Raw genomic sequence first — 24,687 nt, 5'->3', positions numbered from 1 at the left:
ACAATTCGCAGTATTTCTTAACAATCGACACACAATTCATTAACATTGAATCGTTACAATAGGGCATTAGATGATAAAGTTCCATTCAAATCGACTTTATCGCTATATAAGGAGGGGACAATTTATGCGTATACATACATTAATTATGAAAACTTGTGTCATTTTTTTTGTGATAGTTACATTGGTACAACCTCAAATGACATTGGCGCACACGGGATCAATGGGTTACTCGGATATTACTATTGAAGGAGATACGATTCACTATGAGCTATATTTGCTAGCAGATTTACTAGGCGGGGGTTTGCTGATTGATAGTAACGAAGATGGGCATATGACCCCTGATGAAATCAATGCTTCCAAACCAGAACTCGAAGACTTTATTTTTAGTCAACTGGCACTGGCTAATAACGGTACGATAGGAAATGGGAGTATGCAGGAGATTGAGCTAACCGAGCGTTTTAATACAGATATGTTCCACATCGAACTTAAGTTTCAGTTTGATAGACCTGTTGAAAGCTACGAAATCAATTACAATATTTTTTTGGATGGGCTCGATCCTGGCCATCAAAACTTTTTAACCGTTGAGCATGAGGATCAAGTAGTTGAGCAGGTCTTTACAGAGGATTCACGATATTTTGAGGGCAGTGTAAGTGAAGCAGGTACCAGTGCCCTTGGCTCAAGTCTCACATTTTGGGATTATACACTTTTAGGAATGAAACATATATGGGGTGGGATCGACCATCTACTTTTTATTCTTGCACTTATTCTGGTAAGAGGAAGTTTTAAGCATTACGCAACAATAATTACAGCCTTTACCGTCGGACATAGTATTACGTTAGCTCTCGCTGCCCTAGAAATCATTATGATTTCAAGTAGCATTATTGAACCGTTGATCGCCTTGAGTATCGTATATATCGCTGTCGAGAATACTCGCGCCAAGTCGGTTAAATGGCGTTGGGTTGTCGCGTTACTTTTCGGACTCGTACATGGGTTTGGATTTGCAGAAGTGTTAAGTGGTACATTAGGAGATAATTTTATCGTTCCACTTCTCTCGTTTAATCTTGGCGTTGAAATTGGACAAATTGCAGTATTACTAGTCTTGTTACCCGCCGTTACTTACTTGAAAAAAATCAAGTGGCAACCTCAAATTGTTAACGGCACCTCGATCATCATTTGTCTCTTCGGCATCTATTGGTTCATGGAAAGAATTTTTTAAACGGAAGCGTGGGGACGGTTCTCTGCTTCCTAAGAATAGATAAAAATGAGCCACTCTGAAGTGCTTTCCTTCATGGTGGCTCATTTTTATTTAATTAGGCTGTGGGGTTACTAATCGTTTGTTCTTCATATTTTTTCATGAACAACACGCCATTCCTGTTAAACCTATGCAATACCCTACTTGGCAAAAGGATGCAGAGAACCGTCCCTTTGCCTCTTCTCCACGTTTCGATAAATTAGATCATCACGTTGAAATTTTCCACACTTTATGATAATAATTAACTAAATAACCATATAAAGGATTTGATGTAATTGAATAACTTTATCCCGGATTCAACTTATTTTAACTTCCCTTATATGACATCATTTTTCATCATAGGTGTCATTTTTCTAGCATTTAGTGTTATTAATAGATTAGTTACTAATGAAAAGAGTTCCTAATTTCTTCAACTGCTTAAATTCCTCTATCGTCCTGAGGTCAAAAATGATCTCAATTCGAAAAAGTCCCTTGCATCAAGGCTCAGTCAAAGTGCGTTCCACAAAATTAAGATGTTCACTTAGATTATCATCAGTTACCAAAACCCCAAAGTCCTCAGGTATATCTTTGTTCTCATGATTGATTATCTTGTGTGCGATTAACGTCCCGACATCAGGATAAAAATGATGTCCATCATAATAATTTGAGGAATCCGAAGTGATGGAGTTAGTATACATAAAGTTATATACACTGCCAAAGACCTCTACTGTATCGCTTATCCACTGATTATAATCTTGTAATCTGTTCTCTTCGTACAACAAATTAAATAATTGGCTCGTTACTGGTGTCGTGTAAACGATAAAAGTTGTATTAGGATTGTTTTCTTTTAGCTCTGTGAAGATTTTTTTTATGTCGTCATTGTATTCATATCCAGGTCCGTACACACTTTCTCTATAACTTTCAACAGTTTTCTCAATTTCTTTTTTTACTTCTTCCCCTTCTGCAACTTTTGCAGTAGCGACATTTTCCCTATTGTAACTTCGAGTAAAATATTGGTCTTCAGCGGAGGAAGATTTAGCATTCTCTATTGACTGTTTAAGTAAATCTACTGATATTAAATTTTTGAACCTATACATAAATTCATTCGCTTTATTAATATATATTTGCGGATCTTCAATCATCTCTCTGTTCTTATTCGTCGCGTAGAAGTCCAATCCTATAAAAATATATTCGAATTCTTTTTTATTTTCCTTTTTTGCATATTCTATATAGTCGTTATATTCCTGTATCGACATACTACTAAGCGCATAATTGAAAGTATCTAAACCCATAAAATCATGTTGATTTATATAAGTAGTTCTACTACTTCCTAATAAAAGAGTGTCATAATCAAATTCTCTATAGGTGACTATATTCGTTTTTTGCTGCCGTTCATTAAAACTATCTTGTGAGGTATTTAATTTATTGACATGTGAAAAGGTCCACAGAGGATCAATATAATAATTAAATCCTCCGACACATGTAATGATGACTAAAGGAATCAGAAGTGTAACAATAACCCACCTTTTATAATTAGTTCTCATGATAAAACCACCTTGACATTAGAAGTTGAAATATAAAAATTCACTTAGTTTTGAAAGATTTAAAATGGCATACGTCAAGATAAGAGCTGTAAAGGATACATACTTCCAATTAAGTATGTTGGTATTGCTGAACTCCATTGAGTTTTTCACCAAAACACTTACTAATCCAAAAATGAAAATATACACTACGGCTATATTATTTGTAAAGAGTAAATCATATTGAAGGAGGTAATCAACGACAAAATTTAGGTTTCCATCAACCACACCAATAATAGGGAGGTTAAATCCATTTAGGCCAAACATACCACTCCAAACCTTGACAGCATCTCCCCACGTCTCGGCTCTAAAAGGCACCCATGCTAAATTCACAAAATTAAACGTAATAAACCAAGCAAGAACAACGTTCATTTTTATATTAAGGGTTTGCCAGTAACGGTTAACAACCATAGCTATTCCGTGTAAAGATCCCCAAAAAACAAATGTCCATCCTGCCCCATGCCAAAAACCGCTTATTAGAAATATCAAAAAAATATTTATATAAGTTCTACGTTTTCCTTTTCGACTTCCACCTAGGGGAATGTAAATATAATGTGTTAAAAATCTACTCAAAGTGATATGCCATCGTTTCCAGAAATCTTGAATACTTAATGCTTTATATGGAGAATTAAAGTTAATTGGTAGTAAAATATTAAACAACAATGCAATACCTATGGCCATATCTGTATATCCACTAAAATCAAAATAAATTTGAAAAGTATAAGACAGCGAAACGATCCATCCTTCAAAGAAAGTTAATACTTCCGTATTATCAAAGCCCTCTGTTGCCCAAAGTGCAAAAGTATCCGCGATTGCAACCTTTTTAAATAAACCTATCGAAAAGATTAGTATTCCTAGTGCAATATTTCTATAATTAATAAATTTATTTCGTTTACTTTCAAACTGGGGCATCATTTCTTTATGGTGAACAATAGGACCAGCGATCAATTGTGGGAAAAAACTCACAAATAACGCGTAATTTAGAAAATCGTATTCTTTTGTTTCGTTTCTATATGCATCTACTAAATAAGAGATTTGTTGAAAAGTAAAGAAACTAATCGCTAAAGGCAACACCAAATTCAGTAAAGGTATATTCGTTGAAAAGAAGTAATTTACATTTTCTATAAAAAAGTCTGAATACTTGTAGTATCCTAATAACCCAACATTTAACACAATACCGATAATTAATATTGGCTTACGACTTGAATTTAGACTGTCGGTCTTGCCCAGCTTCTTTCCTATTAAATAGTTTATTATCATGGACGATAGTATCAAAGGTAAATATAATACATTCCACCAGCTGTAAAAAAAGAGGGAACTTAACACCAGCCATACCTTAGCTAGAATCGTAAGTTTTCTTTTATTCAGGAACATGTAGACGAAGAAAACAAATGGTAAGAAGATAAATATGAATTCAAATGAGTTAAATAACACTTCCCGGGTCCTCCTCTCAAATCTACAATTTCCTTCAAAGACTTTATTATTCTAACAAATAGTTACTTCATATACTATCATTTTTGAATACTTCCAATATATACTCAGGAATATTACTTTAAAAGGATTATGTATTAATTAATTAGTCCCTTATGAAAATATAGCTAGATCAAAATAATATCATTAATTAGGTTTATTACCAGTGCCATTTGTATATAAATAATAATACTATTTATAGGAGGAGTTGTTACTCTATGCTAATTGGTAAGCCTTCGGTAATGACAAATTTTATTCCAGAAATGGCTCAGTTGAGTAATTATCACCTCCACACCTTTCTACCTCTATTTTTTGTTGGCACACTTTTTGTCGTAATTGGACTAATATACCGTAACACTCTGTTGAGTTGTCCAATCATCATTAAACCTGGAACGGCATTATCATTTTGGAAAGTAAACGTGCATATGTACAATAAAAGATATGTAGAAGCTAATATTAAAAATACTCTTGAGAACAACCACGGTTTCGGCCATGATGCAGATATTTCACTCTCATCCGGAGTGGTTAAAGAAGTTCCTGTTATGAAGAGCACCTCTCCTTCTTCCTTTGAATGCTTTTTTAACACAGCAGAAAAAACATCCCTGAGTTTTAAATCTATGTTTCCTTTTTCACCTACCATGCTGTTCACTTTCTCTGTTGCTTGTAAGAAGACCCCTTTTACTTGATCAGAAAAATGATTCACAGGTACTTCCTTGGTAGCAGAAGTTTCTCCACCTACCGTCGTCTCCTCCTCAAATCTATCACCACAGTACCAACAAAAAGTACCATCATCGACTCTTTCTTTTCCACATACAGAACAAAACCGAGCTTTCATAGCTATACCTCCGACTATTTTGGGTTATTTTTTATTCAAAGAAATCTATTGAATTTTATAAAAATTTGTTGGTGACATAGGCACTTTGCCCTTATTTGTTTGATAGTTCATCATTCACGACATACATAATGTGTCTATTATACTAATTTTTACTTTTTCTTCAAAATAAGAGCGGGACTAAAAATTTCTTGACGTTTTTTTAGAACGTAGAAGCAAGGGGACGGTTCCCTGCTTCTATACACACGCAGTAAAAATGAAGCAGAGAACCGTCCCTATGTTTCCAATGGGTGTGACATGTGTCACAGCATACCTTTTGTTTTGCTATTATAATGAAAGAAAAATGAAGGCGGGTGGGAAAATGAGGTCAAACTTAAATACTCTTTATGTTGAAATTGGTGGACAAGAAACGATCGATAAGCTTGTGGATGCTTTCTATCCTCGCGTATATGAAGATGAGGAGCTAAGACCCTTGTTTGAGGGAGACATCGAAGAGATTAAAAATAAGCAGCGCATGTTTTTGCCTCAATTTTTAGGTGGCCCAGCTCTATACAGTCAGGAGTTTGGCCCCCCTGCCATGAAAAGCCGACATCTTCCCTTTGAAATAACACCAAAAAGAGCGGAATGCTGGCTCAATTGTATGAAAGGTGCTTTTGTGGAAATAGGTCTCTATGATACGCCAGCAGGAATGGCTTTCTACAATCGGTTAATACAGGTAGCCAGTATCATGGTTAATAGTTCGGATACAACAGAAGAATAATTGGCAGGATCATTGGCACTCGTTGTATTTGTTCAATGGTAAAATCTATTTGTTTTAGTATCAGAAGAATGCGCGAGGCGTGAAGGATAATCCTCCACGCCTCGCCACTTGTTATTTTGTTGTTTTTTCAATAAACCAAGCGGAATGAATATTATTACTCAAGCAGTGAAACTGAAGCAGAGAACCGTCCCTGCGTCTCTCATAATGCCATATACTAAAACGACCAAATTAGTTTAGAAAAATGAGAAATTCTATTCCACAAACGTATATCCGTATGGTAAATCGCGTTGTATCGGGTGACGATACACGATACAGTCGCGTTTGATTGGAGCCTTCTTGCCTTCCTTATTTGCTCTATAAGACCTTCACTGTATCGCCTAATCAAATCTGTCCATATCGCTTAACGCTATAAGTATTTCAATGTCTGATTGAACAAAGATACACTGAGCTGTCTCTAATACGCTCGTTGCGTATCGCTCCTTCTATGTCGGTTTTGCCTTTCATATCGCCTGCCGATACGAAAGGCAAAACTTCAGGTATGAGAGTTCGCACTAAGTAAAACTAATTCAGCTATATAAGCCAACCTATTCCTTTAGAGTGTGAGTGCTTCATCTATGTGTATTGGTTTAGTTAATTCCGGATTAGCAAGGTGAAAAAGAGAACGTATTTTTACGGCATCGATTCACAGTAAATTTGTAGTTGTTTAATTTATTAAGATATATGGCTGAAGCCTCTTGAGGTTCCTCGCCTACAATGAATGAATCATCCACTCTAGTCATGTTTGAGAACGTTTCCAATAGTTCGAAGACATTTTCCCCTTTTTTAAGGGCTTGTGCAATTATCTTTGCGGAAATGACATCTATCCCTTTTCCTGCTTCGTTTCTGACGACCATGGCACTTTTTGGGGCAACATTTTTTTTACTCATGTTATATCCTCACCCTTTCTGCTTTGACCAGTAATCTGTACGATATAAGCGGAATAAAGATTTTTCACGTAGTATTTTCCTTTTCCCTAATTATAGAGAGGTAAAACGTTGTATATGACTTATTCTAAAAAAATATTTATTATACTTATTAGTAAGAAGAAGCAGGGGAACAGTGCCTCCTCTCGTCTTACAACTTAGGTTCAAATTTGTATCCCACTCCCCATACTGTTTGCAACACATCAGATTTCTTCTCTTTAAGTTTTTCACGAATTTTTTTTACATGCACATCGACCGTACGGATGTCCCCAATAAAGTCATACCCCCACACATGATGCAACAGGGCTTCTCTTGTGAAGACTTGTCCAGGTGATTTGGCTAGATAGGCCAGTAAATCAAATTCCCTTGGCTTAAAAATAATAACTTCTTTTTTTACAGTGACTTTACGGTGTTTAATGTGTATTTTTAAATCCCCATTAGTGTAAGCTTCTTGCTCATTTTCAACTTTGATAGGGTGTCCAGAATCTATTCTTCTGTAGATTGCTTTCATACGTGCAATTAATTCTCTCGGACTGAATGGTTTGATCATATAATCATCTGCACCTAATTCTAAACCGAGAACACGATCGTACTCTTCTCCTTTAGCCGTTACCATAAGGATTGGGACTTCGGACGTTTTTCTTAACTCTCTGCACACTTCATAGCCATCCATTTCAGGCATCATAATGTCAAGAATGATAAAATCAGCCGAAAAGGATCGAAGGCTTTCTAACACTTCTTTACCTGTACGCGCTTCACATACTTCCATACCATTCTTATTAAGAGAGTACTTTAAAATTTCACGAATTGAATCTTCATCATCTGCGACTAAAACTTTAAACATATTACGCACTCCTCTAGTAAATTAACAAAATTGTTTAAAAAGTTTTGGAACCAGTTTTTACTAAGTCCTCTATTCAAAGTAGCATTGTCCTGATTCACTTATCAAGAGACGATAGATTCATTAAGAAAACACGTAGCAATCAATTTTTTAGGTCTTTTATGCTCAAGTCAAAGTATAAAGTTTGTCTTATTACAGATAAGAACTCTGGTGAATGTTCACCAGAGTTCTTATACAATATCAGTTATTTCAATGAAGAGATGAAATTAGTATAAGAGTTCTTAACTTTCTCATAAGCATTAGTCAGCTGTAGAAAAGGTCCGAACGTAGAACCTTCCTGCTGAACCTGCTGATCATTTTCACCTTCCACTAGCTGGTCTGATTCAGCTTCTTCATCAGCTTGAATTTCTGTATTGGCTTCTGCGTCTGCGTTAGCGTCTGCGTCAATTACAGCAACAGTAGCATTCTCATCTGTTGTTTCGTCAGATTCTACTGCACCATTTTCATTTGTTACGACTTCAGCTTCTGCACCAGCCTGAACCTCTGCATTGCCTTCTGCTTGGATATCTTGACTATTTCCATCTGCACCTTCATCAAGATTCTCTTCTACATCTTCAGTGATTAGAGCAATTTCTTCTTCAAGAGCCTCTGCATCTTCCGTTTCATCTATCACACCGATCGATACCAATTGATCCTCTATATAGAGATCTTGATAATCTAATAGTGCTTCATTTCTATCAAAGATTGATTGATAACGGTCTGTTATTTCCTCAACAATTTCATCGTGTTGGGCATCTAATTGCTGCTCTGTTTCTGCTAGCGCTTCTTCTTCTGGTGCTTCTTCTTCTGCTACTTCATCCTCTGTTGCGTCTTCTTCTGCTGCCTCTTCTTCTGCTACTTCTTCTTCTGTCGCTTCTTCTTCTGCTGCTTCTTCTTCTACTGCTCCATCTTCTGTTGCTTCTTCTTCTGCTGCTTCATCTTCTGTTCCTTCTTCTTCTGGTGCTTCTTCTTCTACTGCTCCATCTTCTGTTGCTTCTTCTTCTGCTGCTTCATCTTCTGTTCCTTCTTCTTCTGCTGCTTCATCTTCTGTTGCTTCATCCTCTGTTGCTTCTTCTTCTGTTCCTTCATCCTCTGTTGCTTCTTCTTCTGTTCCTTCTTCTTCTACTGCTTCATCTTCTGTTCCTTCTTCTTCTACTGCTTCATCTTCTGTTCCTTCTTCTTCTACTGCTTCATCTTCTGTTCCTTCTTCTTCTACTGCTTCATCTTCTGTTCCTTCTTCTTCTTCTGCTTCATCTTCTGTTGCTTCTTCTTCTGCTGCTCCATCTTCTGTTCCGTCTTCTTCTGCTGCTCCATCTTCTGTTCCGTCTTCTTCTGCTGCTCCATCTTCTGTTCCGTCTTCTTCTGCTGCTTCATCTTCTGTTGCGTCTTCTTCTGCTGCTTCATCTTCTGTTGCGTCTTCTTCTGCTGCTTCATCTTCTGTTGCGTCTTCTTCTGCTGCTTCATCTTCTGTTGCGTCTTCTTCTGCTGCTTCATCTTCTGTTGCGTCTTGTTCTGCTGCTCCATCTTCTGTTCCGTCTTCTGGAATTAAGTCTTCAAAATCTTCTTCATCTAAATTTTCACTTTCATCAATTAAGTCACTTAAAATTTCATTCGCTAGCTCATAATCGCCTTGAGCAATTGAACTCATGATCTGCCCTTTTTCAGGTGAGCCTGGAAGAGCTTGGGCCACTTCAGATACAATTTCACCGTGTTTTACATCTTCTCCATTATGTTCATCTGCGGATACCGTTGTTCCCGCAACCAAAAATGTTGCAGCTAACATAGACGTTGATAACACAAACGGTACTTTTCGACTCTGTCGTTTTGATACTTTCTTTTCAGTATTAAGATTACGTTTTACTACCATTTTGTAGTCCTCCTTGAAAATAAGTAATTTTTTTTACACCCAAACCTTATAAGTAATGATTATTTAGTTCTTTGGGGGAACTTCAAAACGACCTCCTTTGAACATTTTGCATTGCCCTCTTTGTGAGGTACAAATTTAGTGTAAATGAAAAATATGATCAAACTATTATCAGAATAAGAAAAATTATGACTAAATTACGATAAACGTTGAAAAGGAAAGATATTACTCCCGTCCATTTACAGCAAAGTTATATTTTCTTGGATTCCACTCTATTCTTTTGGTTTAATAAGTATCATTCCTCACACTCTATCATTATCGATCTGTGTAACGATATTTTTTTACTAATGAGAGCGAGGAAGATTTCTATACTATACACAGCCATAAACAAACAGCCGCCATGCGCGAAGTGACCTTCTTCACGCATGGCGGCTTTCTATTAATTACTATGTTTATAACAAACGATTCTTCCACCCATTCAGGATGAGTTAATTTAAAACAGAAAACTTCCATGATTCCAGCCTATTTGCGCAGTTTGGAAAATAGCCCCTCCAAAACTCCTTTAGGTTTTTGTACCGCACCCTCTAAACGTTTATTAAACTCGTTTTGTGAACGCCATTCTCTTTGCTGTTCGTCCCGCATCATTTGTAATTCTTTTTGTAAGAATTCACTTTTTTGTTTTTCTTGTTCAAGCAATGTATCGAACTCGGTTCTTTGTTGTTCCGTTAACTTTTCTATTTTAGCATTCGTTTTTTGTGCAGAATTCCCTATAACAGAACTGATCACATGGTGGTCCTGTTGAAGCCGGGAAACCGTTGTTTTTAATTCAGACATACTGTTTGTCAGTTGGTTATTCATATCACGAGTCGCCGCCAGTTCATTTGCTAGATACTGTAAGAACTCTTTTAATTGGTTGGGATCATTCGGTAGATTAGCATATGTATCGGGTGCCGATACAGCTGGGGATGTTTGATTGGAGTCTTCTAATCTTTCTTTTTGTTGCTCCATAAGATCTTTTGCTGTATCGTCCAAAGGCCTGTCCGTATCGCGTAACGCTATAAGTGCTTCGATGTCTGATTGAACAAAGATACGCCGATCTGCATCTTTAAAAAATTCATAGCCGTTTCGCTCTAGGATTTGGCCATACTTTCGAACCGTGGGAGTTGCAATCCCCACTTTCTCTGCCACTTCCTTTGTAGAAAAAGACCGTTCATTTGGTTGTATATCATGTCGCATATCGTCTCTCCTTTACTAATCTAATAAATATCTAGGTTTTTTATGGTGAAAATTGCTAGTGTATCGCCCCGCGATATGATAAACATGACCATCCATTTCTAGAGTCGATCTATTGAAATGGCTTTGTTTTATTACACTTTCCCATGCTTTCTTCACCATGCATGCCGCCTGCTGCGACTTCAAATTGTAATCTCTTTTAGATGTATATCGCTTATGTATATCGCCCATTAATTTCTATGTGTGGGATTCTATGTATCGCAATTACTCTTTCAATAGATTCTTCCACTCCCTCTATTTACAGAAGGTCCTACGCTAAATTGTATCGTCCAAAAACTTGTACATATTGCGTAACGCTACGATCACGGTTAGAACGAAGGTATGCCAATTGCCACCCTCTCAGATAAACCTATGCCCATTCACATATCGCTCACTTTGCGCTAGTTTTCCTGTATTGTATCGCCTACCGATACAATACAGGAAAACCTCGAACAGCTGAGGCCATGATTTGTGGGATACACATAGAAGAAGACCCTATGGGTACGAGAGTTACTTCATAAAAAGAAAAGCGCACTACACCCAATTCCACCTAATTAGAGCCCTTCTAAAACGACATTTCCCGGGAAATCATGAGGTAATTCCTCACTAATTGTCTATTAAGTATACCATTATTGTCTAGGTATACGATAGCTATCTCGATAATTTTGTTGCACTTGATATATCGCATGGCGATTTCACATTCTTATGTGATATGAAGCCTTTCGGACCAATCTATAAAGCTATATCGCCTACCGATATGATGGAATCTCAAGTGAAGAGAATGATCCCTTTCCATAGTTATCAAGATTAGAAAAATAGTCATGCAGTTTTTAACAAGCTTTTCATCTGTTATCTCTAATTCAGTGTTTTTATTTGTTATCATCGAAGGTTGTTTGGGGAAAATACCGCTCTCTTTCCATGGACGATTCGCAAGACTCCTCTAGCGAACTAACGCTCTGTGGAGTCTGCATCTTCCAAACAATAGTTTTGTATAAAGGCATTTGGACGGTTTGTTCTTGCAACTGCAGCGATTTGATCGAATGTGGGTACAATTTTGGCGTGGATTAATGAAATAGTTAGAAATACGAATCCATTCAAGGAAAAAAGGTGAAACGGTTGAACAGCGTGAGAATACGGAGTTAGTCATCTAGGGAGTTATCTCAACCTTTTACAGTCAAAATGTATTTATAAATGGACAAGATTAATGAGGGATATACCCATAATGAGACAGACAAATGACTCAATAGAAGAATTGGATGAGGAAGCTTCGGGACGGTTCTCTGCTTCACTTTTAACGTCGACGACAAAATCTACTAAACTTCGGGAAAGAGACAGGGACTAGCAATCAATGTCTAGTCCCTTCCTTTCACCCCACACTTCATAAAAACCATACTGCGATAAATGCATATGCACGCTATCACAATCTTTTCTTTAACTAACCAAACCTCGCTATGTGTAAGGGCTATTCTTCACGCATGGCGAGGTTTACTATTTAAAATTTTCCGATAACCATCTGGTAACACCATTACTCAAACTTTTAAAATGAGGCACAGAACCGTCCCTATGCTTCTTCACACCTATGCTTCCTTATACACCTGAATATGCCATAAATCCGCCGTCAACAGGGATGGTTACGCCTGTTACAAAGCCAGACATGTTGTTGTCGACTAACCATAATAATGTTCCAAGTAAATCTTCGGGATCACCAAATCTTCTCATCGGTGTATGTGTAATAATCTTATTTGCTCTTTCGGTGTGTGAACCGTCTTCATTTGTTAATAGATTTCGGTTTTGATCTGTGAGGAAGAAGCCTGGAGCGATGGCATTTACGCGTACCCCGGTTTGAGCCATATGAACGGCTAACCACTTTGTAAAATTATCAATAGCAGCTTTTGCCGCACTGTAGGCAGGGACCTTTGTCATTGGGGACGGGGCACTCATTGATGACATATTGATGACAACCACATTTTCTTTTTGAATCATTTTCTTTAAAAAGATTTGTGTTGGGTTTACCGTTCCTAAAATGTTCAAGTTAAAAACATGCCCAAATCCTTCACTCTTTAAATCAAAGAAAGTAGAGACGTCCTCTTTTTCCACATCTTCTTGTTGGAAGATTTCATTTGTCGTAATTCCATCTGGGTGGTTTCCGCCGGCTCCATTGATTAAAATGTCACAAACACCAAATGTATCTGTGACGATTTGTTCGGCTTTTTTGATACTTGCAATATCCAGAACATCACAAGAAATCGCTAAAGCTTCTCCTCCAGCTTCTCTAATGCTTTGTTCCACTTCTTTCCCTTTTTCTTCCGTTCGATTAAGAATGGCAACCTTCACTCCCTGTCTGGCCAGTTCCTTTGCCATCGCACTGCAGAGGACACCACTTCCTCCAGTAATTACGGCTACTTTTCCTTTAAGATTTTCATTTAGTGTTAACATAACCCAACACTCCCTTCATAAATTCCCTATTTTTGAAATAAGTCTTCACACTCACTTCTGTCTTTCAAGAGAATCCCAAATTCCCCACATATACATGATTCCTAGCGCACGGTCATTTAACCCATATCCAGGTCGGCATTTTTCGTCCCAAATATGTCTTCCATGATCCGGTCTCACATATCCTTTAAAGTCATTCTCATGATACGCTTTGACGATGTCATAAATATCGACTGTGCCATCCTGAGTTCTGTGGGATGTCTCGATAAAGTCACCATTTTCATATACTCGAACATTGCGGATATGAGCAAAAGCAATGCGATCTGCAAATTCACGAACCATTGCTCCGATGTCATTATTCGGATTGGCTCCTAAAGAACCGCTGCATAGTGTTAAACCGTTGTATGGGTTATCAACAAGACTTAAAAATCGTTGAATGTTTTCTCGGTTAATAATGATACGTGGCAAACCGAAAACCGGATATGGCGGATCATCTGGGTGAATCCCCATTTTAATATCATGTTTTTCTGCAACTGGAATAATTTCATCTAAGAAGTATTTTAAGTTATCCCATAAATCTTCTGTTGTCACATCTTTGTAAGCGTCAAATAACTTAGCCAAATGGGAAAGTCTTTCAGGCTCCCAGCCAGGCATCGTTAATTCAGAGTCTTCACCTATTTTTTTGACTAACTCCATTGGATCAATATCTTTGATTTTCGATCCTTCATAAAAAAGTGCCGTAGAACCATCTTCAAGCTCTTTAAACAGATCCGTTCGCAACCAGTCAAAAACAGGCATAAAATTATAACAGATGACCTTAACGCCCACCTTCGCTAATTTCTCGATCGTTTTTTTATAGTTTTCAATGTATAAGTCCCTTGTAGGCAAACCAAGCTTAATATCTTCATGAACATTTACACTTTCCACAACATCAATATGAAGATCATGCTTATTAGCTTGCTTTTTCACTTCTGAAATTTTATCCATTGGCCATTCTTCTCCAACAGGGACATCATGAAGCGCCCATACTACACCTTCTACGCCCGGAATCTGCCCTATGTGTTTTAAAGAAACACTATCGTTCCCTTCCCCGAACCATCTAAAAACCATTTTCATAAACATCCACTCCATACCATTATTTATCTAGTAGTATTACATTTCTGCTCTTGCTTCTTTAACGAGATCACAATATTGTTTAGCTAAAGATGTGACTTCTTCATAGTTTCCTTTTTTAGCAGGTGCGGCTAAATCACTGCCAATTCCGACAGCAACTGCTCCACTTTTGATCCACTCTTTTGCATTTTCAAGATTAACCCCGCCTGTTGGCATAATCGACACTTGCGGAAGAGGTCCTTTAATGGACTTCACGATGGATGGTGAGAAATGATTTCCAGGGAACATTTTTACGATTTCTGCCCCGTACTCCATCGCCGTTTTCATTTCAGTTACCGTCATACAACCCGGCATGTAAGGAATTTGGTATCGATTACAAAGGATGGCTGTCCCTTGATCAAAACAAGGACTTACAATATATTTAGCACCGGCAAGTATCGCAATCCGTGCTGTCTCACTATCTAAAACGCTGCCGGCACCAACTAGTAAGTTTTTAAACTCAGGCTTTTTCGTCAACATCGAAATAACATCTGCGGCTCCCGGCACGGTTAATGTTACTTCAATCGATCTAATTCCACCTTTCATACTAGCACTAGAAATTTGGATCGCTTTCTCTTCACTTTCTGTGCGGATAACTGCCACGACGCCTGACTCTACTATTTCCATTATAATCTTTGATTTTTGAATCATAGTATTGATAACACCTCAATCTCAGTATTCATCTTTAAAATGTGATCACAACTTTGCGGATGTCATTAGGAGAATTTTCAATTAATGAGATCGCTTCTTTAATCTTTTCTACCGGGAATTGATGTGTCACCATATCTTCTATTCCAAACGTCTTTTCATTGAATAGTTGAATCACTTCCGGAAACTTGTTTGTTTGTAATCGCGAGCCAACGATCGTAATTTCCTTCTTTGTTATCGGCAATTGTGGAATGCTTGAAGGCTTTTCATCAAACCCAAGGACAACAACATATCCAGCAGGAGAAACAATTTCAATAGCATCTTCAAGAGTTTTCGGGATACAAACAGCGTCGATGACGATATTCGCCCCTTCACCGTTTGTGAGATCGAAAACTTGTTCTTTTACATCTTCCTTTATGGCATTTATCGTGACATCTCCCCCCCAAGATTTCGCAAACTCGAGACGATCGTCACTTAAATCTGTAATGATACAAGTGGCTCCTTTTGCCTTCGCCATTTTTAAACAACAAAGACCTATTGGACCAGCCCCCGTAATTAATACAGTGTCTCCCTTTTTCACATTTCCACGCCAAGTCGCCTGTGCCCCAATCGTAAATGGCTCAACTAATACAGACTCTTTCCAATCTAAATCCTGACTCACTTTATGAACTAAGTAATCTGGCATCGCTACGTATTCTTGCATTCCGCCTTCTAGATGAACGCCATATACTTCTAACTTGCTGCAGACATTGGTTCTTCCCGTACGACATGCATAGCATTTCCCGCATGATTCGATGGGTTCAATGACTACTTTATCTCCAACAGCAAGGCCCGTCACATCAGCGCCAATTTCTTCTACTTGACCAGTGACCTCATGCCCAATAATTCTTGGCAGCGTTGCTAATGGGTTAGTACCATGGTAAATATGCATATCCGAGCCGCAAATACCGACCATTTTTACTTTTACTAATACTTGGTTTGCTTCTGATATGACTGGTTTCTCTTTTTCAATAATGGCAAGCTCATGTGCTCCTGTAACTTGAACAGCTTTCATGAAACACTCAGTCCTTTCGTATTTAGTCTAATAAACTCGGTAAATAAAGCGTTAATTGTGGTATAAAAGCAACTAACAATAACACAATAATACTAACTGATAAGAATGGTATAAGAGCAATAGACGTCTTTCCTACCGATACCTTCCCGATACTGGATGCAACAAACAGGCAAACTCCGACTGGAGGCGTTGAAAGTCCAATAATGAGACCAAGAACCATCACTACCCCAAAATGGACAGGATCCATTCCTACTGTTTGTGCTACAGGTAAAAGTACTGGGAACAAGATGACAAGTGCTGCGATCGTTTCCATGAAGGTACCGACAAACAGCAACAGTAAAATAATAAGTAAGATGACAACGACCTTGTTATCCGAAATACTTAAGATCCCTTCTGCCACTAGTTGAGGAATTTTTTCACTCACTAAAATCCATCCGAATAAATTTGCCAAACCAACTAAAATCATAATCGAAGCTGTGCTCTTCATGGAACTCAATAAAATAGATGGAATTGCACTTACTTTAAGACCCCTATACACAAATAAACCGACTATTAACGCATAAACAACCGCAACAATAGAAGCTTCTGTTGGTGTAAAATAACCGCCCAAGATTCCGTACAAAATGACTACAGTCATCATTAACGCCCAAAAAGCATCAATAAATGATTTTCCAATGACGGATAACTTTTGTTTTTCTCCTTTTGGATAATTTCGCTTAACCGAAATAATGTAGACGGCGATCATCAAACCAATACCTAAAATCAATCCAGGAATGGCCCCGGCTAAAAAGAGATCTCCAATGGAGACACTTGCTAACGTACCAACAATAATTAATGGCAATGAAGGTGGAATAATGGGACCAATGGTTGATGATGATGATGTAACAGCTGCAGAGAAGTCAGCGTCATAGCCTTGTTTTTTCATGGCTGGAATTAAAACCGATCCAATACTCGCTGTATCCGCTAGAGCTGTACCGGATATACCCGCAAACCCCATGGAAGATCCCACATTTGCAAGTCCTAACCCGCCACGGATATGCCCTACAACATTATTGGTAAACTCAATAATCTTCTCCGTAATTCCCCCTGCATTCATTAAATTCCCTGCCAAAATAAAGCCCGGAATACACAGAAGAACAAAAGAGTTTAATCCACCAAACATTCTTTGTGGAATAATTGATAAAGAAATATCCGCCATGAACAAGTAGAAGAGCGAAGAGATGCCTAAACTAAAAGCAATTGGAATTCCTAAAAAGATTAATATGATAAACGAAACAAACAGTAAAAGTGCTAGCATTAGGATTCACTCCCTTTTTCGTGCCCCTTAAAATAGTTGATCGTATGGAGTAATGCATAAATTCCAATGAAGAACATCGTAATAAAAATACACGCATGAATGATGGACATGTCAAATGCCATTGTCGCTGATGATTGGCCACGCCCAATTCCGATAAACTTATATCCCCAAAACGCAACGACGGCACTAAATAAAACAATGGTCAAATAGATGAATCCCTCATAAATTTCTCTTGCTCTTTTAGGAAGATAATTAAGTAATAGATCTACATTAATAAATTCTTTGTCTTTTAATGCCAACGGAGCACCAAAGGAAACCGAATATAAAAATAGGAAACGCGATAACTCTTCCGTCCAAACAAAAGTCTGTGGTAAATAGCGGGAAGCAATTTGGATAATAACCACAATGATTAATCCTGTAAAACATAGTATTGTAGCTATTTCCAAGGTGCGGTCTAATAGTTTTGTACTCCTCACTTTACTTCAATCCTTTACCAGTAAATTAGGTACACCACTCACTTCATGATTGTTCGTTTTTTTGATAGTAAGCGGTGTACCTTCTAGATTTTAAGTATGACTATTCTACTTCCAAGATTTGTTCGTAAAGAGAATACTGTTCTTCAGATAAGTTCTCTTTAATAGCAGGTAGCATGGCTTCACGGAATGCATCTTGATCAACATCACTATTGAAGTTCATTCCTTGTTCCGTTAACTCTGCACGATAGTTCTCAAATTCTGCATCAAATAGTTCTTTACCGTAAACTTGAGCCTCTTCAGAAGCCTCTAAAACGCCTTCTTTTAACTCATCAGATAAACCATCGAACTGTTCATTTCCTACCAAAATATAAATCCAAGAGTAAACGTGTTCTGTTTCATTCACATAATCTTGTACTTCGGCAAAACCAGCACTATGAATTAAATCCAGCGGGTTTTCTTGACCATCGATAACACCTTGTTGTAATCCAGTAAACACCTCGGTAAAGTCCATAACTTGCGGTCTTGCACCCGCTGCTTCCCAAACACTTAAGAACAATGGAACGTTTGGTACACGCATACTAAAATCTTCTAAATCTTCAGGTGTCGAGATTGGTTCGTTTGACGTTAAGTTACGTGGTGCACGTGTATGGTAGTAAAGTGGTGTTAAACCAACTTCTTCAACGATCTCATCTTCAATTTGCTGACCGATGTCACCTTCAATCACTTCTACTAAGTGATCTTCCCCTCTAAAAGCGTAAGGTACTGCCATTAGTGCTGCTTTAGGAGACCAGTTTGCCATGGTTTCTCCGGAAATAACTAAGTCCGCCGAACCTGCTTTAATACTGTTGATTGTATCTGTTTCTCCACCTAATTGGTTGTTAGGATAGAGTTCAATTTCAATTTGACCATCTGTATTTTCACTTACCAACTCACTGAATTTCTCAGCTGTTTTATGCCATATGTGATCTTCAGCAGCCACATGTCCGAATTTCCAAGTAATCGTCTCACCTGCTGCTTCCTGACCTGAATCGTTAGTTTCATTAGCTGAATCGTTATTTCCATTTTCCGTATCTGATGAAGATTCATCAGATCCACACGCTGACATAACAAACATTGCTGAAAAAATGACTGGTAAAATTTTAAATTTTCTCATTCTAAATCCCCCTTATATAGTAGATCCTTAGTTGACTAGCTTTTTGGAAACCGACTAACTTTCAGTACGTTCAATCACCTCCCTTGAATAATTCTGCTTTGATAATCATGTTTATCTATCAATAAATTCTTTTTCGCCTAATTTGATAAGAACATCCTCCAAATACGGCAGCCCTTCATTATCACCCTTAATACTTACAACCATGGAGCCAATCGTATTAGCAAACTTTAATGTTCTCTCTAACGGCCAATTATTTAAGACACCGTAGATAAAACCTGCATCAAAGCCATCTCCCGCTCCGACAGTATCAACAACCTTTTTTGGCACAATTGGAGCAGCCTCTATGTACTCCCCGTCATGATAGCCAATGGCTCCTTTATCACCAAGTTTAATGGCGGTATAAGCAATTCCTAACTTCTTACATTCACTAATGATTTCTTTTGGTTCATTCGTTCCAAGTAAGAGCTCTGCTTCTTCTAACCCTGTTAACAAAATATCCACGTGAGGCAAAAACTGAAGTAATACTTAATACTTCTTTCGCTCTTTCTTTCGTCCACATTTTTAAACGAATGTTTGGATCAAACGAAATGAGCACCCCCTGTTTTTTAGCTTCTGAAATAGCCGCATGAATAATCTCAATGCTTTTTTCATCAATATCTGGAAAAACACCTGTAATATGAAGTAATTTAGCGCTTTCAAAATAGATACTTTTAATGCTATCGGGCGATAATGTTAACCGTTGGTGACTGAGAACGATAGTAAAATATGCTTCCTTCTCCACCGTCCATAATTTCTTTAAAATTTAAAGAGGTCGGAAAACCATCGACTAACTTCACTTCTGAAACATCAATTCCCTCTCCACGGACAAAGTTGAAAATATGTTTACCGAACTCATCATTTCCAAGCCTGCTAATCCAACCAGTCTGTAAACCGAGTATCGCGCAGCCAATCGCAAAATTTAACTCTGCTCCGCCAACAACTTTTCGTTCAAACGATTAAACAAACCTCATGGGTCCCGTTGAACCAGGATTAAACGTAATCATTGCATCGCCTATTGTAATGACATCTTTCACATTGCTTCACTCCTATCATAAAAACGATTAAATCGGATGAACCACTTTAAAAAAATCCGGGTACTTTTTATTTAACTCTTGTCTATCAATGACAACTAAATTTAAATGTTCACGGACAACTTTCTCGACACGCACCTTGTCTTCTGCACGAATAGCATTTGCAATCTCATGGTGTTGAGCGATAACTAAATCCGTATTTAATTCTTCCGATACACTTAAAAATCTTATTCGATTGAAATTAATACTCATCATATTTTGCAGCACATTCCAAATTCGTGTTTTGTTACACCCTGTAAAAATTATGGAATGAAAATCATCATCCAAATCAAAGAACTCTTTATACTTTTTTTCACTAATACACTTTTCTTGTTTTTCTAGGTTAGCTGTAATGCGCTGAAAACTTTCTTCATTAAATAGCTCACATGCTAGCAGTGACGTAGCTACTTCTAAATGCTCCCTCATAAATCTAGTTTCCTCTAAATGATCCAAATCAATTAATGAAACGATCGACCCTTTCTGAGGATACACCGTTATTAAATCTTCTTGAGAAAGTTTTAAGAAGGCTTCTCTCACAGGCGTTCGACTTACTTGTAAACTTTCAGCTATTTCATTTTCACTAATTGATTTACCTGGTAGCATATTTAAACTGACAATTTCTTTTTTCAGAAATTCATATACTTTTGTTCCCATCGAGGTGCTTTTTTTATTTGAAAAATCAATAACCGTCATTTTTTACCTCCAGATTATGAAACGAAGTAAAATTCGTTCGCTTCCATACTTGTATACTAGTATATATTGAAAGCGTTGTCAATTATTTTTTTAGACTTTTCTGGTAAGTTTATATAAAGGAACATTAATAGAATACAAGAGTCCAAGTGGAAACATAGGGACGGTTCTATGCTTCCAAAAAAAAGGTTCTAATGAATCTTCTTGGAAATATGTATGAATGGAGTGTGAGAGTTAAAGAGGATGGAGGATTGATTATGCAGTTTTATTATGGGAATCAGATGCCCCTGCGTGTTCTTGATGAGGCTGAGTTTTGGAAACATCAAGAAGAGGAACATACGGTAGTTATTAGAGAACTTGTCGTTAATCTGGAACAGGAATATGTAGAGGCATTAAAGGAATGGGAAAAAGAATTCGCAAAGGCTCACCACCAAGTAATAAGATATATTGAAACGCTCAACCGTTCGGGGGGACAAGTTTCTCAGCAACTCTATCAGGATATTTTACAGCTTACCTCCTTTTGCTTACAGCAGAGTGAACAATTTATTCAGTTTTGCCGGACTATTATGGAAGAAAGTGAACCTATCCGTACCAATCCAACAGCCAAAGTGGTTTTGAACCATATTATTGTGGAATCAGAATATTTTATTGGAGTTGGACAGACGATTTTGTATCAGCAGTGAAGGTTGTTTGGAAGAATTACCGATCGGTCTCTGTGGGAGGCTAACCTAAATCGTTTTCTACAGAAGACTATTATCGGTCTCAAGCAACAATAATAAAGTTCTACAACCTCGTTACAATTACCGAACATTTGTTCTTGTATTACTCTTTGAAATATTATAAGATTACATAAGAAGAGAGTCGATGTATCCATTATTAACTTACTAAAGACGTGATTGTATTAAACTATAGTCTGAATTTCTAGCCAGTGCTATACAATACCCAAAACAGGGTATAGTATTAGTATCAAATACTAAGAAGGAAGGTGAGCGAAGCATGACCAAAAATATAATTGATATTGCCGCTGCCATCCACCATCTTTATCAGAAAGTTTTCCAAGAAGATGATTTAACTGAAATGAAAATGCACAAATTACTTTATTTCGCCCAAAAAGAGCATTATAGAAATTTCGGTCAATGGTTATTCGATGATGACTTTGAGGGATGGATTCACGGTCCAGTTAATAAGAAAGTAAGAAATGCTTTTAAATCACTTCATGAGTTCGATATTGATTCTTTAGATCTTAACGAAGAATATACCATCAGGGAAGTAGTACACGAATATGGAAAACACTCTGCAGGTGTATTAAGAAATAAGAGCCATGATGATTTTGCTTATAAACGTTCAAGGACAAACTTGTCTGAAGATGACCCAGGTCAAAATATTATGAATAAGGAAGATATTCTATTTGATATTCAAGAAGAAGAAATTGAAAATGATTCAGAGTCTCTTTGTTGATTTGAGGTGTGTTAGGTTATGGACCCTAGGAAGAACGTAGGTAATATAGTTAAGGCTTTAGAAAAATTCTATAACACTAGGACAGGTTCAATGGACGTTAAGGCCAGACCTGTACTTATAATTGGTTGTGAGGATACATTTCATAATCCATTAAACATTGATTACGAGATTTTACCTTTTAGCGAGATTTGCAGTTTTAAACCTGACATAAACTACGATATACATATAGATTCTAATACTATTAAATTGTACAATTTAACTAAACAATGCTATCTTCGCAGTCACAAGACTAGCTGGATTCATTCTAAGAATATCAGACTAGAATCTCCTATATGTAATCTATATGAAATAGATTATGAATTGTTTCAAAAAATTCTCGAGTTAAATAATCAATGGAATTACACTAGAACTTGTACCTACATAGAAGGGTTTGGTAATTAATTTTTAAAGTGGAAGATAAGATTCCCTGCTTACCTCTAGATAGTGAATAACAAATGATCGCTGGTTTTTTTTACCTTCTCATTCAATCATCCTTCCTTATTCGACATTTATTATTTCACACACCAGGCACGAGTACATCAAATTTCCCCACCAAAGATAGCCATATTCTGCCGGTCAGGACCAAATACTTGCCCGTTCCATTTCAGTATGGTCTCTACAAATCCGAGAGGCAACGTGTATCTTCCAGCTATACTCTGATACGCTTCGAGCTCATATGTGCCGTCCCTGTTAAAATCAACTTTTGATCGTAATAAGTTCAGATTACTCTCATCTGTAATCCTAAACCAGTAATCACTTCTCTAAATAGCTTTTAACGCATCCAAATCTTTTGCACAAGCTTTTTTAAAAGTCCCTGCCACCAGTTTTCCTAAATAATTTCGATAAGCCAGTGAGTCCTCTGATCTCACCATCTAAAGTAACTTCCGACTGACCACCTGACGATGCGATTATGTATATTAACAAAAATTCACCTTTGCCTGTTGTTCCTTTTGTTCCATCGCAGCGAAATACAATTTTATCTGATTCATGTAGTTCCACAACTTCAAAATGTTCAGAAGCCTCTTTTCCAAACATCTTTTTAGTTTCCATCCACTGACTTTCCACCTGCAACGCCCCCTCATCCAATCGCTCGATTCTTACCAAGCCTTGCATCCAGTTCTTCGCGGAGTCAAGACCAAGCAAACCCGTGTAAGCCTTTTCTTTTGAAACCCCATAAACGAACCTTGCTAGTATGCTATACTCTTAGAAAAAAGGTTTATAAGGGGAAAGTTCGCTTGAGTATTCGTTTTGAAGTGTAAAGAACTACCCCCGCCATGCGTAAAGCGTTCTTCTTCACGCATGGCGAGGTTGCTACGTATTCCTTTACTGTTGTACCGATAACCTTATAAAAACCAGCGACTATCACCATTACTTAAGCCGTGAAAATGAAGCAGAGAACCGTCCCCTGCCTCGTTAAAAAGCTGTTTTTAGAGACGATAAGAAGCACCAATGAACACAATTCAATTGATAGATAGATGACTCACCTTAATTGCCAGCTGAGCACACAAAACGGGATATTGTGATTTTACATATAGGCTTACAAAATGGTTAATTTCATCTGAATTCGAGAATGCTACCTAAACACAGCTTTACAAACAAACAGCCATGCGTGAAAAGTTCTTCACGCATGGCTGTTTTCTAATTATTGCTATATCTATACCATAGTTTTATTCGACAAAATTCGGGTATTGACACACGCGTCAGGATACAACAACTCTATCAAATACAATTAATGATCCTTTCATCATCACCAATAAAAATAAACTAAATCCAAAAAACGGAATCAAGCCAGGTATTATAGTAAATAGTAAATAGATAAGGGTAACGAGTGCAAGTAAGATAATGGTGACAAATGGATTCACAAACAAACACAAAAATGCATTTTTAAAGAGCGAACCAATTTTCATTTTAAATTGTACATACATTGGTAATAAATAGATGAGCGTTGCCACAAATAAGATAGATATGAGTAAAAGCGGATAATAAGTGAGACGAATCCATTCGTTCTGAATTACCTCTGCAATAGATAGATTAATAAACAATATGCTCCCGATAAAAAGGATGATAAGTCCCAATAAATTGCTTTTAAAAAATTCTTGCTTGTATACTTTCCAAAAATTCTTCGTGATCGCTATATCACTATATCCGTTAAACCATTTTCTGAAGATCCAGAAACCAGCAATAATGGCGGGAAAAAAGCCAAACACAACGAACCCTATTAAGGTGAAAACAATCATTAATAGATTAATATATGCTATCCGGGTAATCATATCTGCAACTCGATAAATTCTTTCTATAGCAAATGATTCCATCCCTTATTACACCTC

20 protein-coding genes and 3 pseudogenes are annotated in these 24,687 nt (G+C 37.3%); 4 read left to right on the top strand and 19 right to left on the bottom strand.

The window, feature by feature from the left end:
• Positions 1–124 precede the first annotated feature (124 nt).
• Positions 125–1,216: a HupE/UreJ family protein gene (locus CEF18_RS21210; RefSeq protein WP_183040978.1), complete on the top strand. Its 1,092-nt coding sequence runs from the start codon at positions 125–127 to the stop codon at positions 1,214–1,216.
• Positions 1,217–1,728: 512 nt separating this feature from the next.
• Here CEF18_RS21210 and CEF18_RS21205 read toward each other — a convergent pair.
• The 3 genes and pseudogenes from CEF18_RS21205 to CEF18_RS27055 form a co-directional block, all read right to left on the bottom strand.
• A complete protein-coding gene (locus CEF18_RS21205; protein ID WP_110938479.1) occupies positions 1,729–2,775 on the bottom strand; it encodes a hypothetical protein in 1,047 nt (348 codons plus the stop codon).
• Between the two features lie 18 nt (positions 2,776–2,793).
• On the bottom strand, positions 2,794–4,245 hold the full coding sequence (locus CEF18_RS21200) for an MBOAT family O-acyltransferase (RefSeq protein ID WP_110938478.1): 1,452 nt from the start codon (positions 4,243–4,245) through the stop codon (positions 2,794–2,796).
• Between the two features lie 406 nt (positions 4,246–4,651).
• Positions 4,652–4,906: pseudogene (locus CEF18_RS27055) on the bottom strand (PrsW family intramembrane metalloprotease); the annotation flags it as partial.
• A gap of 568 nt (positions 4,907–5,474) precedes the next feature.
• Here CEF18_RS27055 and CEF18_RS21190 point away from each other — a divergent pair.
• Positions 5,475–5,873 carry a globin domain-containing protein gene (locus CEF18_RS21190; RefSeq protein ID WP_110938843.1) on the top strand — a complete coding sequence of 133 codons (399 nt, stop codon included), beginning with the start codon at positions 5,475–5,477 and terminating at the stop codon, positions 5,871–5,873.
• Positions 5,874–6,514: 641 nt separating this feature from the next.
• Here the strand turns inward: CEF18_RS21190 and CEF18_RS21185 are convergent.
• From CEF18_RS21185 to CEF18_RS21125, 13 genes and pseudogenes are all read right to left on the bottom strand, one after another.
• Positions 6,515–6,799, bottom strand: coding sequence for a hypothetical protein (locus CEF18_RS21185; protein ID WP_110938476.1), 285 nt, complete (start codon positions 6,797–6,799; stop codon positions 6,515–6,517).
• Between the two features lie 187 nt (positions 6,800–6,986).
• Complete coding sequence (locus CEF18_RS21180) at positions 6,987–7,679, bottom strand: response regulator transcription factor (RefSeq protein ID WP_110938475.1); 693 nt, start codon at positions 7,677–7,679, stop codon at positions 6,987–6,989.
• A 241-nt stretch (positions 7,680–7,920) separates the two neighbouring features.
• Positions 7,921–9,582 (bottom strand): hypothetical protein, encoded by a 1,662-nt coding sequence (locus tag CEF18_RS26155; RefSeq protein ID WP_190238712.1) that lies wholly within the window; start codon positions 9,580–9,582, stop codon positions 7,921–7,923.
• Between the two features lie 519 nt (positions 9,583–10,101).
• Positions 10,102–10,815 carry a MerR family transcriptional regulator gene (locus tag CEF18_RS21170; protein ID WP_110938474.1) on the bottom strand — a complete coding sequence of 238 codons (714 nt, stop codon included), beginning with the start codon at positions 10,813–10,815 and terminating at the stop codon, positions 10,102–10,104.
• A 1,623-nt stretch (positions 10,816–12,438) separates the two neighbouring features.
• Entirely contained in the window at positions 12,439–13,287 is an 849-nt protein-coding gene (locus tag CEF18_RS21165) for an SDR family oxidoreductase (protein WP_110938473.1), read from the bottom strand.
• A gap of 51 nt (positions 13,288–13,338) precedes the next feature.
• Positions 13,339–14,400 carry a mannonate dehydratase gene (uxuA, locus tag CEF18_RS21160; protein ID WP_110938472.1) on the bottom strand — a complete coding sequence of 354 codons (1,062 nt, stop codon included), beginning with the start codon at positions 14,398–14,400 and terminating at the stop codon, positions 13,339–13,341.
• A 36-nt stretch (positions 14,401–14,436) separates the two neighbouring features.
• Positions 14,437–15,087 (bottom strand): bifunctional 2-keto-4-hydroxyglutarate aldolase/2-keto-3-deoxy-6-phosphogluconate aldolase, encoded by a 651-nt coding sequence (locus CEF18_RS21155; RefSeq protein WP_110938471.1) that lies wholly within the window; start codon positions 15,085–15,087, stop codon positions 14,437–14,439.
• Between the two features lie 34 nt (positions 15,088–15,121).
• Positions 15,122–16,138, bottom strand: a complete 1,017-nt coding sequence (locus CEF18_RS21150; protein ID WP_110938470.1) for a zinc-binding alcohol dehydrogenase family protein — start codon at positions 16,136–16,138, stop codon at positions 15,122–15,124.
• Positions 16,139–16,160: 22 nt separating this feature from the next.
• Entirely contained in the window at positions 16,161–17,435 is a 1,275-nt protein-coding gene (locus CEF18_RS21145; RefSeq protein ID WP_110938469.1) for a TRAP transporter large permease, read from the bottom strand.
• Complete coding sequence (locus tag CEF18_RS21140; RefSeq protein WP_110938468.1) at positions 17,435–17,911, bottom strand: TRAP transporter small permease; 477 nt, start codon at positions 17,909–17,911, stop codon at positions 17,435–17,437. The genes CEF18_RS21145 and CEF18_RS21140 overlap by 1 nt, the downstream gene beginning before the upstream one ends.
• A gap of 100 nt (positions 17,912–18,011) precedes the next feature.
• Positions 18,012–19,064, bottom strand: coding sequence for a TRAP transporter substrate-binding protein (locus tag CEF18_RS21135; protein WP_110938467.1), 1,053 nt, complete (start codon positions 19,062–19,064; stop codon positions 18,012–18,014).
• Between the two features lie 111 nt (positions 19,065–19,175).
• Positions 19,176–20,107: pseudogene (locus CEF18_RS21130) on the bottom strand (sugar kinase).
• 57 nt (positions 20,108–20,164) lie between these two features.
• Complete coding sequence (locus CEF18_RS21125; RefSeq protein ID WP_110938466.1) at positions 20,165–20,866, bottom strand: GntR family transcriptional regulator; 702 nt, start codon at positions 20,864–20,866, stop codon at positions 20,165–20,167.
• Between the two features lie 254 nt (positions 20,867–21,120).
• Between CEF18_RS21125 and CEF18_RS21120 the strand changes: the two genes are divergently transcribed.
• Positions 21,121–21,546 (top strand): DUF2935 domain-containing protein, encoded by a 426-nt coding sequence (locus CEF18_RS21120; RefSeq protein ID WP_110938842.1) that lies wholly within the window; start codon positions 21,121–21,123, stop codon positions 21,544–21,546.
• A gap of 313 nt (positions 21,547–21,859) precedes the next feature.
• On the top strand, positions 21,860–22,321 hold the full coding sequence (locus CEF18_RS21115; protein WP_110938465.1) for a Panacea domain-containing protein: 462 nt from the start codon (positions 21,860–21,862) through the stop codon (positions 22,319–22,321).
• A gap of 578 nt (positions 22,322–22,899) precedes the next feature.
• Here CEF18_RS21115 and CEF18_RS26660 read toward each other — a convergent pair.
• The 3 genes and pseudogenes from CEF18_RS26660 to CEF18_RS21095 all read right to left on the bottom strand — a co-directional run.
• A pseudogene (locus CEF18_RS26660) lies at positions 22,900–23,061 on the bottom strand (VCBS repeat-containing protein); the annotation flags it as partial.
• Between the two features lie 103 nt (positions 23,062–23,164).
• Positions 23,165–23,425 carry a hypothetical protein gene (locus CEF18_RS26655; protein WP_223292421.1) on the bottom strand — a complete coding sequence of 87 codons (261 nt, stop codon included), beginning with the start codon at positions 23,423–23,425 and terminating at the stop codon, positions 23,165–23,167.
• Positions 23,426–24,060: 635 nt separating this feature from the next.
• Positions 24,061–24,672 carry a YesL family protein gene (locus CEF18_RS21095; RefSeq protein WP_110938463.1) on the bottom strand — a complete coding sequence of 204 codons (612 nt, stop codon included), beginning with the start codon at positions 24,670–24,672 and terminating at the stop codon, positions 24,061–24,063.
• Positions 24,673–24,687 lie beyond the last annotated feature (15 nt).

The organism is Salipaludibacillus neizhouensis (assembly GCF_002886185.1).
In the GTDB taxonomy this organism is placed as follows: Bacteria; Bacillota; Bacilli; order Bacillales; family Salisediminibacteriaceae; genus Salipaludibacillus; species Salipaludibacillus neizhouensis.
The sequence above is the reverse complement of the archived record's forward strand: the minus strand, read 5'-3'. Positions and strand labels throughout refer to the sequence as shown.